Here is a 14,706-nt window from a genome sequence, read left to right as displayed (position 1 = left end):
ATAAAAATGGCAAACGTTAAGAATTTAAAGAAAGACATCAACTACGTTTTAGGAGATATTATTGAAGCAGTTTACTTATTTGAACTTTCAACTTCAGGAAAACCTACTGAAGAAACTAATAATTTAATTGACGAAGCTATTGCTGCTTTTGATAGTTTGATTACAAAAGTGAATGCTAAAAATGTTGAAAATAAAAAAGCACACTTCAAACAAATCAATGTGGAATTGGAACAAGTTGCAAATCAATTGATTGCTAAAATCAACGAATTGTAGTCTGTAAAAAGCGAAAAAAAGTGCAGATTTCCTTTGGAAAAACGAAATTCAGCTGTATATTTGCACTCGTAATAATGACGCCGATGTAGCTCAGCTGGCTAGAGCAGCTGATTTGTAATCAGCAGGTCGTGGGTTCGAGTCCCTCTATCGGCTCTTAGTAAAACCACTTAAGGAATTAGGTGGTTTTTTATTGAATTTGACATTATTACAGGCCGATGTAGCTCAGCTGGCTAGAGCAGCTGATTTGTAATCAGCAGGTCGTGGGTTCGAGTCCCTCTATCGGCTCTTAAGTAAAACCATCTAAGATATTAGGTGGTTTTTTTTATGAAAACAAATTCCAATTTTATAAATTCCAAATTCCAAGAATTAGAAAACAATTTAGTGGAGTCAGGAATATATAGATACTGGATCATTGGAATTTGGAATTTTAAAATTTGGAATTTAACATAAAAAAATGCCGTCTAAACTAGATGGCATTTTTTATGTATTTTAAAGAGGGCTATATTTTAATAGGCTTCTCGGCGGTAAATATAAAATAAAAACCAATTAGGATGAATGGGATGCTCAGCCATTGCCCTGTAGAAAGTAATCCTAAAGCATTCTCAAATCCTCCCTGACTTTCTTTTACTGATTCTACTACCATTCGAACTGAAAATAATAGCACAAGGAAAAGACCAAATAAGAATCCTGATTTTTTTCTGGATTCGGTTTTCCAGTATAAAAAGAATAATATGGCAAATACAAAAACATAACAAAAAGCTTCGTACAGCTGTGTTGGATGTTTAACGGGAACCTGAGCTAGTAAATTGGCAAATTTTGGGTTGGTTGCTATAGCGTTAAAAGCTTCTTTTGGATTTGCTATTTGTGTTGCATTAACCGCATCGGCTTTACTGTAATAATCCTGAATAAATTTTATTCCAAAAGGAGAATTAGTTTCTTTTCCAACAATTTCCGAATTGAAAAAATTACCCAATCGAACAAAAATAGCGCCACTTGCAACGGCAATAACCACACGGTCTAAAATCCAAAGTATAGGACGTTTTAAGATTTTTTTACTGTAGTAGTACATGGCAATAATTATTGAAATTGCAGCACCATGACTGGCTAATCCCTGAAATCCGGTGAATTCAAATTTTGGAGAAAATCTAAATGGTAAAAATATTTCGAGTAAATGATTTCTAAAATATTCCCAGTCGTAAAAAAACACATGTCCTAGTCTGGCACCAATTAATGTGGCAAGAACAGTCCATACAAATAAAGAGTCAAGCTTGTCTATAGATTCGTTTTCACGTTCGAAAATGTTTTTCATGATGTACCAGCCTAATCCAAAAGCAACTACAAACATTAGGCTGTAAAATCGGATTACGAAGAAACCTAAATCGATACCTTCAGCTGGATTCCATACGATATTTAAAGTGTGTATCATGTATTTTGTTTTATAATTGTAAAATTAAATATTTAAAGTAAAACCAGTACTAATTAAAGGTTAATGTTTGTGATTGCATTTTTTTTCGGGTACCGGATCGTAACCGCTTTTTCCCCAAGGGTGGCAGCTAAGAATTCTTTTGATACCTAAAAAACCACCGTAAAATAGTCCGTGAGTTTTCAGGGCTTCAATCATATAGGCTGAACAGGTTGGTGTAAATCTGCAAGCCGCCGGCATGAGCGGAGAGATAACCAACTGGTAGAAGCGTACCAATAATACGAATGGGAATATGATGATTTTTGAAAACATTTTTTATGGTTTTATCGAATAGTTTTGAGATTCATAAAAAAAATATTTTCAATAAAATCTCAAGACTAAATGCTGAAACTTGTTCCTTCTTTGCTGTCTTTTAGTTGGATTCCTAATGCAAGCAATTGATCTCTGATGTGATCAGACATGGCAAAATCTTTATCGGCACGTGCTTTGTTGCGCATGCCAATTAACATATTGATGGTACCTTCTAATTTGTCGTTGCTGCTATCGGCTGCTTTTTGATTTTCAAGGCCTAAAACATCAAAAACGAAAGCATTCATTGTTGAAGCTAGTAATTCTAAATCGGCTGTATTAAGGCTTTCTTTGTTGTCTTTTAGTAAATTGATATAGCGAACGCCTTCAAATAAATGAGCAATTAGAATAGGAGTGTTGAAATCGTCGTTCATGGCATCATAGCACAGTTGTTTCCAGCCGGCAATATCCAAAGTACTGTTTGGACTAACTTTGATTTGCTTTAGCGAATCAATAGCTTCCATTAATCTCTTGTATCCTTTTTCGGCAGCAACGATGGCTTCGTCAGAAAAATCAAGAATGCTTCTGTAATGTGCCTGTAGCATGAAGAAACGTGCTACTGAAGCCGGGAAAGCTTTGCTTAAAATGCTGTTTTCACCTGTTAAGATTTCTCTGGGTAGAATGTTGTTTCCTGTGGATTTTGCCATTTTTTTACCGTTTAAGGTAAGCATGTTGGCGTGCATCCAGTAATTCACCGGAGTTTGTCCTGTGCAGGCTTCGTTTTGAGCAATTTCGCATTCGTGGTGCGGGAATTTTAAATCCATTCCGCCTCCATGAATATCAAAATGATTGCCAAGGTATTTGGTGCTCATGGCAGTACATTCTAAATGCCAGCCAGGAAAACCATCGCTCCATGGAGATGGCCAACGCATGATGTGTTGTGGTTCGGCTCTTTTCCATAAAGCAAAATCCTGAGGGTTTCTCTTGTCAGATTGTCCGTCAAGATCTCGGGTGTTAGCAAGCATATCTTCAATGTTGCGCCCGCTTAATTTTCCGTAATTGTTTGTTTGGTTGAACTTCACCACATCAAAATAAACCGATCCGTTGGCTGCATAACCAATTCCGGAATCAATTATTTTTTTGATAATTTCAATTTGTTCAATAATATGACCTGTTGCTGTAGGCTCGATACTGGGAGGTAAAAAGTTGAATGCTTTTAGAATTTCATGAAAATCTACAGTATAACGCTGTACCACTTCCATTGGTTCTAACTGCTCCAGACGTGCTTTTTTTGCAATTTTATCTTCTCCTTCATCAACATCATCTACAATGTGACCTACATCGGTGATGTTTCTAACATATCTTACTTTGTAGCCTAAATGAATGAAATATCTAAAAATCACGTCAAAAGACATGAAAGTTCTAAGGTTTCCAAGATGTACATTACTGTAAACTGTTGGTCCGCAAACATACATTCCAATACTACCTTCGTTTATAGGTACAAAAGTTTCTTTTTCTCCAGAGAGTGAATTGTATATTTTTAGTGTTTGAGTATTGTAAATTAACATGTTTTATTTTTTATCGAAGATATAATTCAGGGGTTTTGATTCAGAGAATAAGACGTTTTAGAATCTGGTTTCTAATTTGATATAGTCTAAAAATTCTCTTTTGCATTGTGCTTCTTTGAATTTTCCGCCAAATTCAGATGTAACGGTGCTACTTTCGATATCGCTAATTCCTCTTGAATTCACACAAAGATGTTTGGCATCAATCACGCAGGCCACATCTTCGGTTCCTAAAGCTTTTTGTAATTCCTGAACAATTTGCATAGTAAGACGCTCTTGTACCTGAGGTCTTTTAGCATAGTACTCTACAATTCGGTTCATTTTTGATAAACCAATTACTCTTCCGTTTGAAATGTAAGCTACGTGAGCTCTTCCTATAATTGGTAGTAAATGATGTTCGCAGGTAGAATAAACAATAATGTTTTTTTCGACTAACATCTCTCCGTATTTGTAGTTGTTGTCAAAGGTGGAAGCTTTTGGTTTTTTGTTTGGATTCAGTCCTCCAAAAATTTCCTTTACAAACATTTTAGCTACACGGTTAGGTGTACCTTTTAAACTGTCGTCGGTTAAGTCCATTCCAAGAGTTTGAAGAATGTTTTCGACGTCTTTTTTTATTTTATTAATTTTTTCATCATCCGAAATTGCAAAAGCATCTTCTCGCATTGGATTTTTTGCACTTGAACTAATGTGATTGTCTCCGATTTCGTCGTGCAGTTCTTCGTTTTGTATCATTAAATACTACTGTTATAGTGGGTGTATATTTTTAAGGCTGTAAAGATAATTAATATAAATTAAAGAATTTCTATAGCTTTTGATAAAAAATCAGCTCTTATGGGGAGTTAATTATCTTTTTTGATGAGGTGTTTTAAAAAAATAAAGACAATAACCGGATTAGTTATTGTCTTTATTGTTGGTTTTAAAATAAGAGGAGATTCCTTATTTTGAGTTATAAGTTGTAATGGCGTCTTTTAAAATATGAACCGCTTTTATTAAGTCTTCTTTGTTAAGGACATAAGCAATACGCACTTGTTTTAATCCCATTCCCGGAGTAGAATAAAATCCTGCAGCGGGAGCCACCATAACGGTTTCTTTGTTTAAGTTGTAACTTTCCAATAACCATTGTGCAAAAGTTTCGGTATTGTCTACCGGAAGTTCAGCAATACAGTAGAAAGCTGCTTTAGGAGGTGTAACTTTTACGCCTTCAATTTTATGCAATTCAGCGATTAGAGTATCTCTTCTTTCTTTGTATTCTGTGATTACTTCGTCAAAATAACTTTGAGGCGTGTCAATAGCTGCTTCACAGGCAATTTGTTCAATTGTAGGAGGGCATAAACGAGCTTGTGCAAATTTCATTGCAGCTGCAATTACTTCTTTGTTTTTAGTCACCATACAGCCAATTCTAGCTCCACACATGCTGTAACGCTTAGAAACTGAATCAATCATGATTACATTTTGCTCTAGACCAATCAAATTCATTACCGAATAATGACGGTCTTTTTCATCGTATATAAATTCACGATACACTTCGTCAGCAATTAAAAACAAATCGTGTTTTTTAACTAATTCGCCAAGTTGTTGAATTTCTGATTCAGAATACAAGTTTCCAGTTGGGTTACTTGGATTACAAATTAATATTGCCTTAGTTTTTGGTGTAATTAGTTTTTCGAAAGCTTCAATTGAAGGAAGGGTAAAACCACTTTCAAAATCGGAATTTACAGGGATTACTGTAGCACTTGATTCTTCAGAGAATGCATGATAATTAGCATAGAAAGGTTCCGGAATAATGACTTCATCTCCCGGATCCATGATGCTTCCCAGTGCAAACAATAAAGCTTCAGAACCTCCGGTAGTAATCATAATATCGGTATAATCAACTCTTACATTTTGATTGGTGTAAAATTGAGCTAATTTTTTTCGATAACTTTCATAACCAGCCGATGGACCATATTCGATGATGTCCATGTTAATATTCTTAATGGCCTGGATGGCTATTTCCGGGCTTTTTATATCGGGTTGACCTATGTTTAAATGGTACACTTTCAAGCCTTTTTTGTTAGCTATGTCAGCGTAAGGAGCCAATTTTCGAATTGGCGATTCAGGCATTCTTCGGCCTCTTATGGAAATCTCAGGCATCTTAATAAAAATTTGCTGCAAATTTGCGATTTTTTTTTTGAACTAGCCTATCTATCGCTTTACAATTTGAAAATATATGAATTTAAAAGCAGGATTTTTAGTAACTTTATGAAAACTGCGATTCATGAAAAAAATAGTGCTCTTTTTTTTCTTATTTGGTTTTGTAATTCCTGTTCTTCCACAGGAGGGCTTTGAATTTGTCGGTAACAAAACGGAAAGAATCAGGGTTAAGGCTCAGGTGATTAATAATCTGGTTTTTATTCCAATTAAAGTTAACGGAGAATCTCTGTTATTTTTATTGGATTCAGGAGTTGAAGAAACGATTTTATTTGGTTTTGAAGATCCTGAAAAGATTCATTTGCAACATGTTGAAAGGATAAAAATCAAAGGTTTAGGTGAAAATGACGGAGTTGATGGAGTTAAATCTTCGGGCAATGTTTTGACTATAGGAGAAATGGTATCCAGAGATCATTTGTTGTATTTAATTACCGATTTGTCTTTTGATTTGTCCAGTTTTGTGGGGGTTACGGTAAATGGGATTATTGGGCATTCTGCTTTTAAAAATCATTTGGTTGCTATTGATTATCGTAATCATGAGGTGGTGTTTTACAAGGCTGATTCTAAGTTTCAGAAAAAAATGGAAAAAGAATATGCTAAAATTCCATTGCTCATTGAAAGAAGAAAACCTTATGTAAATGCTTTAGTGAAGATGGATTCTGTGGCTGTTTTAGTAAAACTGCTTATTGATTCCGGGAATAGCGATGCGATATGGCTCTTTGATAAGGTGTCTGATAAGATTAAAGTTCCTCAAAAACATTTTGATGATTATTTAGGACATGGTTTAGGAGGAGTTGTCGAGGGAAAAAGAGGTCGTATAACTCAGTTTTCGATTGCCGATTTTAAATTTGATTTGCCTATTGTGGCTTTTCCTGATTCGATTTCGATAAAAAATATTAGTTTGACTAATGACAGACTTGGTTCTTTAGGTGGAGAAATATTAAGACGGTTTTCGGTTGTTTTTGATTACGACCGCCAGCTGTTGTTTTTGAAGAAAAATAAATCCTATAAATCTTCATTTTATTACAATAAAAGCGGAATTGAATTGTGGCAGTCAGGCGTGCAATGGGTGAGACGTTTGATTGTGGTTGAGGATAATTCAATTGTAATCGATCGGGGAAACGTAGAAAAAAACACTAGTAATCTTAAGTATAAAATGGAATTGAAGCCTGTTTATGAAATTGGTTATATCAGAGAAAATTCAAATGCTGCCAAAAGTGGTTTGTTAACAGGTGATGTTTTGGTGTCAGTGGATGGAAAAGAAGTCTATAATTATTCGTTGCAGGAAGTCAATTCACTTTTATGGTCGGAAGATGAAATTTGGATTGAATTGAGGGTTATGAGAGAAGAAAATTTGATGAGTTTTAAATTCCAATTAGTGAATATTTTATAATAAAAAATGCTTCTTAGAGATTAGTCTAAAAAGCATTTTTGTTATTTACGACCTGCTGGGGGAAACTATTAATAGTCAGTTCGATTTTTTTTTTTTTTACGTAATGAAATGAAGTAAAAAATATCGAGAACCGTTTCTAACAATAAAATATCTTGTTCTCTATATGATTTTCTAACCAAAATCCCTTCAAACTGACGAAAATTAATTCTACCCAACGGGTTTTTGTAATAAATTATAAGGAAGTAACTTCACCTTTAATTTTTAAAGGAATCCTTCCATTGTCATAATTAATAGCGTTGGATTCTACCGTAATTGTTTTTCTGATTGGTCCGGGAACCATATTGTATTTAATTTCAATTTTACTTGATTTTCCGGGTAAAACAGTTTCGTTTTGTTTGGATAAAACAGTACAGCTGGTGGTGGATTGAACCGAGTAGATCATCAATGGAGCATCGCCTGTATTAGTGTATTCAAATGAACGAATTCCATTGTCATTTTGTTTGTTAATTGTTCCGTAATCGATAGTGTTATTTTTAGCTTTGAATTCTATTTTAGCTCCCTTTTGAGCAAATCCAATACTGCTAAATAATAAGACAACTACGAATGTGGCTAATTTTTTCATGGTTGTTGGTATTAATAAAGTAAATATACTTTGTTTTAATTAGTGCACAAATTTTTATTTCCCTTTTTATAGTGTACATTATTATTTACTTTTGTTCCCGATTTATAAATTACAAAAATTAGACCAAAAGGCTATTTTGGTTTTTAAAGCTTACTTTTTATGGCTATTCCTGCACAATTTGACGCTAAAACGATAGAACAAAAATGGTATGATTACTGGATGGAAAACAACTACTTTCATTCAGAACCAGACCATAGAACCCCTTATACCATTGTAATTCCACCGCCAAATGTTACCGGAGTGTTACACATGGGACACATGTTGAATAATACTATTCAGGATGTTTTAATTCGTAGAGCGCGTTTGAAAGGATTTAATGCCTGCTGGGTACCAGGAACGGATCACGCTTCGATTGCTACCGAAGCTAAGGTTGTTGCTAAATTGAAAGCCGAAGGAATCAATAAAAACGATTTGACCCGTGAGGAGTTTTTAAAACATGCCTGGGAATGGACTGATAAATACGGTGGAACAATCCTTGAGCAGCTTAAAAAACTGGGAGCTTCTTGTGATTGGGAGCGTACTAAATTCACTATGGATCCTGATATGTCGGCTTCAGTAATTAAATCTTTTGTTGATTTGTATAATAAAGGGTTGATTTATCGTGGCTACCGAATGGTAAACTGGGATCCGGAAGCGAAAACAACGCTTTCTGACGAAGAAGTTATTTATGAAGAACAAAACGGAAAATTATTTTTCTTAAAATATAAAATCGAAGGCAGCGAAGACTTTTTGACAGTTGCTACAACACGTCCGGAAACTATTTTTGGAGATACGGCAATTTGTATTAATCCAAATGATGAGCGTTTCACTCATTTAAAAGGGAAGAAAGCGATTGTTCCTATTTGTGGACGTGTGATTCCAATTATCGAAGACGAATATGTAGATGTAGAATTTGGAACCGGATGTTTAAAAGTAACTCCTGCACACGATATGAACGATAAAACTTTGGGCGAAAAGCACAATCTTGAAATTGTTGATATTTTTAATGAAGATGCTACGCTAAACAGTTTCGGATTACATTATCAAGGAAAGGACCGTTTTGTGGTTCGTGCCGAAATTGCAAAAGAATTAGAAGAAACAGGAGCTTTGGCGAAGACCGAAATCCATTTGAATAAAGTTGGAACTTCTGAGAGAACTAAGGCAGTAATCGAACCAAGATTATCAGACCAATGGTTCCTGAAAATGGAAGAGTTGGTAAAACCGGCCATCAAAGCGGTTTTAGAAGATGGTGATATTAAATTACATCCTTCCCGTTTCAATAATACTTATGCGCATTGGTTGAATAATATCCGTGATTGGAATATCTCCCGTCAATTGTGGTGGGGACAACAAATTCCTGCTTATTATTACGGAGACGGAAAAGAAGATTTTGTGGTTGCTGAAAATATCGAAGATGCTTTGGCTTTAGCTAAAGAAAAAACTTCGAATTCCCAACTTCAGGCTTCCGACTTGAAACAAGATGTTGACGCTTTAGATACCTGGTTTTCATCTTGGTTATGGCCAATGTCAGTTTTTGGCGGAATAATGGATCCGGAAAGTGAAGATTTTAAATATTATTATCCAACGAATGATTTAGTAACAGGTCCGGATATTTTGTTTTTCTGGGTAGCGAGAATGATTATTGCGGGTTATGAATACGCAGGCGAAAAACCATTTACGAATGTATATTTAACAGGATTGGTTCGTGATAAACAACGTCGTAAGATGTCTAAATCTTTAGGGAATTCACCAGATCCTTTGGATTTGATTGATAAATTCGGGGCTGATGGTGTGCGTGTAGGATTGTTGTTGAGTGCTTCTGCAGGAAACGATATCATGTTTGACGAAGAGTTGTGTAATCAGGGGAAAGGATTTTCGAATAAAATTTGGAACGCCTTTAAATTGATTAAAGGTTGGGAAGTTTCAGAAACGATTCCACAGCCGGAATCTTCAAAAGTGGCTATTGAATGGTATGAGGCGAAATTGCAGCAAACACTTGTAGAAATTGAAGATAATTTCGAGAAATACAGAATTTCAGATGCTTTGATGGGAATCTACAAATTAGTTTGGGATGATTTCTGTTCGTGGTTCTTAGAAATGATTAAACCAGCTTACCAAAAACCGATTGACAAAGTTACTTTTGATAAAGCTATCGAAATGTTGGAGAATAATTTGAAATTATTACATCCATTCATGCCATTTTTGACTGAGGAAATTTGGCAGCATATCGCCGAAAGAACTCCGGAAGAGGCATTGATTGTTTCGATCTGGCCGGAAATAAAAGCATTTGATTCAAAATTAATTCAGGATTTTGATTTTGCTGCCGAAGTGATTTCAGGAATCAGAACTATTCGAAAAGACAAAAACATTCCGTTTAAAGATGTTATCGAATTGAAGGTGATGAATAATGATAAAGTGGCGACTTATTTTGATGCTGTGATTACAAAATTAGGAAATGTTAGTGATTTAGAATATGTTTCTGAAAAAGTAGATTCAGCTTTGTCTTTCCGTGTAAAATCAAATGAATATTTTATCCCGATTACCGGAAATATCAATATCGAGGAAGAGATTGAAAAATTGAATGCAGAGTTAGTATATATCAAAGGATTTTTGAAATCAGTACAGGCTAAATTATCGAATGAGAAATTTGTGGCTGGTGCTCCTGAAAAAGTAATTGCTAATGAACGTCAAAAAGAAGCCGATGCCTTAGCTAAGATTGAAACTCTGGAACAAAGTCTGTTGAGTTTGAAATAAAATTATAGTTTTTTAATTATAAAAAAAGCCAAAATAGATTCATTTTATTTTGGCTTTTTTGTGTTTCATTCACAGTTGTTTAGCTGTGTTTTTTAATAGTTTTTTAGCTACAAGTATTTGGTTGTTAATGCTTTTCTATTTGTTTTTTTGTTTTTTGTCGATTAAAAAAGGTGGATAGTCTATTTTAAGATTTCTTTAACATTTAGGTCTTTTATTAAAAATTAACTTTGAAAGACTAAACAGAATTTTAGACATTTTATTTTGTTATTTCTTTAGTTTTATTTCGAAAAAAAACTACTTTTTTTAAGTTGTCCCAAACTTATTTTTAACCTACAGGTTGCGTTAATTTTTAGAATAATTTTTTATTGGCATTGTTGGTTAATATTAAAAGATTGAGTTTTTCATTCTTTTAGTTATCCTGTTAATTGATTGATGGCTTCGTGTTTTTTTACGAAGGTGTTTATTACAAGTTTTCTACCCCCACATTCTGAAAACAGTTGCTTTTAACCTTTTTTCTTTTTAATCATTATAGGCTATTTCTTTAATAGTTGTTGGTTAATTAGAGGAGATTTATTCCTTAGATTGATGATTGGGCTTCATATTTTTATGAAGGTTTTTTTTACAAGTTTTCTACCCCATATTCTGAAAACAGTTGCTTTTAACCTTTTTATCTTTTTAATCATTTAGGCTATTTTTTAATAGTTGTTGGTTATTTAGGGGGTGTTTATTTATCCTTTGTTTGATGATTTACTTCATGGTGTCTTGCCGTGCAGGTGTTTTTGCAATTCTTTTTTTCGATACGTTTTCCCCAAATTTTAGTTTCCTACCTAATGTAATTTATGAAATAAAAATACTTTATGTCATGGAAAATAATACGATTTCAACGAAGCTGAATGAATGGCAGGTCTGTTGTCATTCTTTAAAAATAGCTTCTTCTGGTTTTTATCGGATAAATACATTCAAAAAGAAATTCTTTCTTTATGTATCCTTGTTGTTCTTAGTACTAGGTTTTACGCCTAATTCTTACGGGCAGGATGTTGGGTCATCTACCGTTAAAGCCAATTTTGGTATTGATGGAGATGTTTATGCTAACCGATTACAATTTCTTAATGTTGAGGTGCCACCGGTAGCTTTTCCGGTTCCTGCTGAAGGAACTGACGATTGGTTTCTAAACTCTGCTCTGTGGAGCGGAAGCGGTAAAGGGGTAATCGACCAGTTGGGCTTAAATCCAGCTTCAGATCCTATACCGAATCCAATGACTAATACTCCTTTTGAACTTAGACAATCAATATTTGCACCTTCTGATCCATTTCCTTATCCTGTAGTTCCTCTTGCAGGTTATGATCCAGGTAATCCGGCAACATGGGCAGGAAGATATCTTTGGCTGGATGCTGTTTATGGAAGGGATACTTATGTAAAAGGGGGGAATGCTGAAACATCTTATTTTGCAGGTAGTGGAGATAAGAATTCAGATAATCCAAATACCTGGTCAATAGGAACCGCCGGAAGTGTTCCTCAAAAAGATGATATTATTGACGTGTATGCGCACATTAGAGGAGAAGGAATCAGAATTCCATTTTCAGATGTTAATGGACTTGATCCAAGACCTTTTACAACTTTATGGGCTTATGCCGGAGCTTCTTTGGTGGTTACTAATGGTAATAAACATCTCGATTTTGAATTTTTCAGAACCGGAGCTGAACTTGTTGGAAATGCTATAGTGAATACAGGTTCTGATGGTGGACGTACTGCCTGGACTTTTAATCCTGATGGCTCTATTGCTATTCCCGGAACCATCATTATTTCGATAGACTATATTAATGGGGGAAATGTTCCTTCTATTAGAATTAGGGTATGGATGAGCCAGGCTACTTTTGATGCCTATGATAATACCAAAGACCCCAGACCTTTTAATGTGGATAAAAATGTAGCTTTCGAAAAAGGAACAGGTTCCGGAGATTACGGTTATGCTGCTATTAATCCTAAAGTTAATGAGATAGACATGTGGGGTAGAGTTAATGATGATTTTGCTACCTATGAAAATTCCCGTACACTAGGACCACCATGGGAAACATGGGAAGGAACTACTCCGACAGCAGTTGATATGTACACACGTTATCAGTTTGTTGAAATTGGTATTAATTTGACGGCATTCGGATTAGATGCCAGAGGTTCTCAGGATCTTTGTTCTAATTTATTGGGTAGTTTATTGGTTAAAACCCGTAGTAGTGGAGGGGGGCCTAATGAAGGGGCTTTCGGTAGTGAGCTGAAAGACTTTGCAGGTCCTTATCTATTTGGATTTACAGGTGCTCCGCCAGTAATAACAGTCGCTCCTAAAACTATTTGCGAATCCGATAATCCGGTTAATCTCACTACAGGAACTTCTGTTAGTGAAGGTGGCGGTACAATTGAGTATTTTACAGATGATGATTACGAAGTTGGTGATAAAATAAATGATCCAACAATGTTCAATGCATTATTAGGCGAAACCACTATTTATGTTCGTAGTGAAAAATTGGGTAATCCGGGTTGCTATGGATACAATTCGTTTACGGTTAATGTAACTGACGTTCCTGATATTTCATCTACTCCAAAAACTACTTGTGAAGGTTCGAATGTAGATTTGACCACAGGAACAGTTGCGGATGGAAGTACAGTAACTTACTATACAACTCAGGCAGATGCCACAAATGGTGTTAATGCAGTAGGAAATCCTTCTAGTTATGGATCATCATTGGCTGCGGGTAGTTATACTATTTACATTCGTGGAGTAAGTAATACCAACGCTAATTGTATCGGATTTAATTTATTTACATTGACCGTTACAGATGTTCCTGATATTTCATCTACTCCAAAAACTACTTGTGAAGGGTCAAATGTTAATCTGACTACAGGTACTGTTGCCGATGGAAGTACAGTAACTTATCATACAACTCAAGCAGATGCCACAAATGGTGTTAATGCAATAGGAAATCCTTCTAGTTATGGATCATCATTGGCTGCGGGTAGTTATACTATTTACATTCGTGGAGTAAGTAATGCCAACGCTAATTGTATCGGATTTAATTCATTTGCATTGACCGTTACAGATGTTCCTGATATTTCATCTACTCCAAAAACTACTTGTGAAGGGTCAAATGTTAATCTGACTACAGGTACTGTTGCTGATGGAAGTACAGTAAGTTACCATACAACTCAGGCAGATGCCACAAATGGTGTTAATGCAATAGGAAATCCTTCTAGTTATGGGTCATTATTGGCTGCGGGTAGTTATACTATTTACATTCGTGGAGTAAGTAATGCCAACGCTAATTGTATCGGATTTAATTCATTTACATTGACCGTTACAGATGTTCCTGATATTTCATCTACTCCAAAAACTACTTGTGAAGGGTCAAATGTTAATCTGACTACAGGTACTGTTGCCGATGGAAGTACAGTAACTTACCATACAACTCAGGCAGATGCCACAAATGGTGTTAATGCAATAGGAAATCCTTCTAGTTATGGATTATTATTGGCTGTGGGTAGTTATACTATTTATATTCGAGGAGTAAGTAATGCAAATGCAAATTGTATTGGATTTAATTCATTTACATTGACCATTACTGATGTTTCGGATATTTCATCACCAAATAAAGCTACTTGTGNGCAGATGCCACAAATGGTGTTAATGCAATAGGAAATCCTTCTAGTTATGGATCATTATTGGCTGTGGGTAGTTATACTATTTACATTCGTGGAGTAAGTAATGCCAACGCTAATTGTATCGGATTTAATTCATTTACATTGACCGTTACAGATGTTCCTGATATTTCATCTACTCCAAAAACTACTTGTGAAGGTTCGAATGTAGATTTGACCACAGGAACAGTTGCGGATGGAAGTACAGTAACTTACCATATAACTCAGGCAGATGCCACAAATGGTGTTAATGCAATAGGAAATCCTTCTAGTTATGGATCATCATTGGCTGCAGGTAGTTATACTATTTACATTCGTGGAGTAAGTAATACCAACGCTAATTGTATCGGATTTAATTCATTTACATTGGCCGTTACAGATGTTCCTGATATTTCATCTACTCCAAAAACTACTTGTGAAGGGTCAAATGTTAATCTGACTACAGGTACTGTTGCCGATGGAAGTACAGTAACTT

Annotated in this window: 11 protein-coding genes and 2 tRNA genes; 7 read left to right on the top strand and 6 right to left on the bottom strand. The window is 35.1% G+C overall.

Translation table 11 applies throughout. The features are described from left to right. Nucleotides 1-6: 6 nt before the first annotated feature. The 3 genes from IEV84_RS12690 to IEV84_RS12680 all read left to right on the top strand — a co-directional run bounded on the left by IEV84_RS12690 (nucleotide 7) and on the right by IEV84_RS12680 (nucleotide 558). Complete coding sequence (locus tag IEV84_RS12690) at nucleotides 7-273, top strand: hypothetical protein (RefSeq protein ID WP_188494652.1); 267 nt, start codon at nucleotides 7-9, stop codon at nucleotides 271-273. Between the two features lie 79 nt (nucleotides 274-352). Next, a tRNA-Thr gene (locus IEV84_RS12685) sits at nucleotides 353-426 on the top strand. Nucleotides 427-484: 58 nt separating this feature from the next. After that, a tRNA-Thr gene (locus tag IEV84_RS12680) sits at nucleotides 485-558 on the top strand. A 214-nt stretch (nucleotides 559-772) separates the two neighbouring features. On the opposite strand, the gene lgt is transcribed toward IEV84_RS12680, so the two are convergent. The 5 genes from lgt to IEV84_RS12655 form a co-directional block, all read right to left on the bottom strand. Then, nucleotides 773-1,699 carry a prolipoprotein diacylglyceryl transferase gene (gene lgt / locus IEV84_RS12675; RefSeq protein WP_188494651.1) on the bottom strand — a complete coding sequence of 309 codons (927 nt, stop codon included), beginning with the start codon at nucleotides 1,697-1,699 and terminating at the stop codon, nucleotides 773-775. A gap of 60 nt (nucleotides 1,700-1,759) precedes the next feature. Further along, the gene (gene yidD, locus IEV84_RS12670) at nucleotides 1,760-2,008 is read right to left on the bottom strand and encodes a membrane protein insertion efficiency factor YidD (RefSeq protein WP_188494650.1); all 249 of its coding nucleotides are present in this window, start codon (nucleotides 2,006-2,008) and stop codon (nucleotides 1,760-1,762) included. Nucleotides 2,009-2,073: 65 nt separating this feature from the next. Next, the gene (gene cysS, locus IEV84_RS12665; RefSeq protein ID WP_188494649.1) at nucleotides 2,074-3,552 is read right to left on the bottom strand and encodes a cysteine--tRNA ligase; all 1,479 of its coding nucleotides are present in this window, start codon (nucleotides 3,550-3,552) and stop codon (nucleotides 2,074-2,076) included. Between the two features lie 57 nt (nucleotides 3,553-3,609). Next, the gene (gene folE, locus IEV84_RS12660) at nucleotides 3,610-4,281 is read right to left on the bottom strand and encodes a GTP cyclohydrolase I FolE (protein WP_188494648.1); all 672 of its coding nucleotides are present in this window, start codon (nucleotides 4,279-4,281) and stop codon (nucleotides 3,610-3,612) included. Between the two features lie 204 nt (nucleotides 4,282-4,485). Then, entirely contained in the window at nucleotides 4,486-5,682 is a 1,197-nt protein-coding gene (locus tag IEV84_RS12655; RefSeq protein WP_188494647.1) for a pyridoxal phosphate-dependent aminotransferase, read from the bottom strand. A 124-nt stretch (nucleotides 5,683-5,806) separates the two neighbouring features. Here IEV84_RS12655 and IEV84_RS12650 point away from each other — a divergent pair, with 124 nt between their 5' ends. Next, the gene (locus IEV84_RS12650; protein ID WP_188494646.1) at nucleotides 5,807-7,132 is read left to right on the top strand and encodes a PDZ domain-containing protein; all 1,326 of its coding nucleotides are present in this window, start codon (nucleotides 5,807-5,809) and stop codon (nucleotides 7,130-7,132) included. A 232-nt stretch (nucleotides 7,133-7,364) separates the two neighbouring features. On the opposite strand, the gene IEV84_RS12645 is transcribed toward IEV84_RS12650, so the two are convergent. Next, nucleotides 7,365-7,754 carry a DUF1573 domain-containing protein gene (locus IEV84_RS12645; protein ID WP_188494645.1) on the bottom strand — a complete coding sequence of 130 codons (390 nt, stop codon included), beginning with the start codon at nucleotides 7,752-7,754 and terminating at the stop codon, nucleotides 7,365-7,367. A 159-nt stretch (nucleotides 7,755-7,913) separates the two neighbouring features. Between IEV84_RS12645 and IEV84_RS12640 the strand changes: the two genes are divergently transcribed. The 3 genes from IEV84_RS12640 to IEV84_RS16635 all read left to right on the top strand — a co-directional run. Further along, on the top strand, nucleotides 7,914-10,547 hold the full coding sequence (locus IEV84_RS12640; protein ID WP_188494644.1) for a valine--tRNA ligase: 2,634 nt from the start codon (nucleotides 7,914-7,916) through the stop codon (nucleotides 10,545-10,547). A gap of 742 nt (nucleotides 10,548-11,289) precedes the next feature. After that, nucleotides 11,290-14,229: an FIDD domain-containing protein gene (locus IEV84_RS16640; protein WP_505661225.1), complete on the top strand. Its 2,940-nt coding sequence runs from the start codon at nucleotides 11,290-11,292 to the stop codon at nucleotides 14,227-14,229. Next, on the top strand, nucleotides 14,193-14,706 hold a 514-nt coding region (locus tag IEV84_RS16635; RefSeq protein ID WP_505661224.1), incomplete at its 3' end, for an FIDD domain-containing protein. The genes IEV84_RS16640 and IEV84_RS16635, both read left to right, overlap by 37 nt.

It is taken from the genome of Flavobacterium palustre (assembly GCF_014639535.1).
Classification (GTDB): Bacteria; Bacteroidota; Bacteroidia; order Flavobacteriales; family Flavobacteriaceae; genus Flavobacterium; species Flavobacterium palustre.
The sequence above is the reverse complement of the archived record's forward strand: the minus strand, read 5'-3'. Positions and strand labels throughout refer to the sequence as shown.

Bases quoted from the DNA above. Each gene is read 5' to 3' on its own strand.
- IEV84_RS12655 (WP_188494647.1), bottom strand. From the start codon at position 5,682: ATGCCTGAGATTTCCATAAGAGGCCGAAGAATGCCTGAATCGCCAATT.
- cysS (WP_188494649.1), bottom strand. From the start codon at position 3,552: ATGTTAATTTACAATACTCAAACACTAAAAATATACAATTCACTCTCT.
- IEV84_RS12645 (WP_188494645.1), bottom strand. From the start codon at position 7,754: ATGAAAAAATTAGCCACATTCGTAGTTGTCTTATTATTTAGCAGTATT.
- folE (WP_188494648.1), bottom strand. From the start codon at position 4,281: ATGATACAAAACGAAGAACTGCACGACGAAATCGGAGACAATCACATT.
- IEV84_RS12640 (WP_188494644.1), top strand. From the start codon at position 7,914: ATGGCTATTCCTGCACAATTTGACGCTAAAACGATAGAACAAAAATGG.
- IEV84_RS12690 (WP_188494652.1), top strand. From the start codon at position 7: ATGGCAAACGTTAAGAATTTAAAGAAAGACATCAACTACGTTTTAGGA.
- IEV84_RS12650 (WP_188494646.1), top strand. From the start codon at position 5,807: ATGAAAAAAATAGTGCTCTTTTTTTTCTTATTTGGTTTTGTAATTCCT.
- lgt (WP_188494651.1), bottom strand. From the start codon at position 1,699: ATGATACACACTTTAAATATCGTATGGAATCCAGCTGAAGGTATCGAT.
- yidD (WP_188494650.1), bottom strand. From the start codon at position 2,008: ATGTTTTCAAAAATCATCATATTCCCATTCGTATTATTGGTACGCTTC.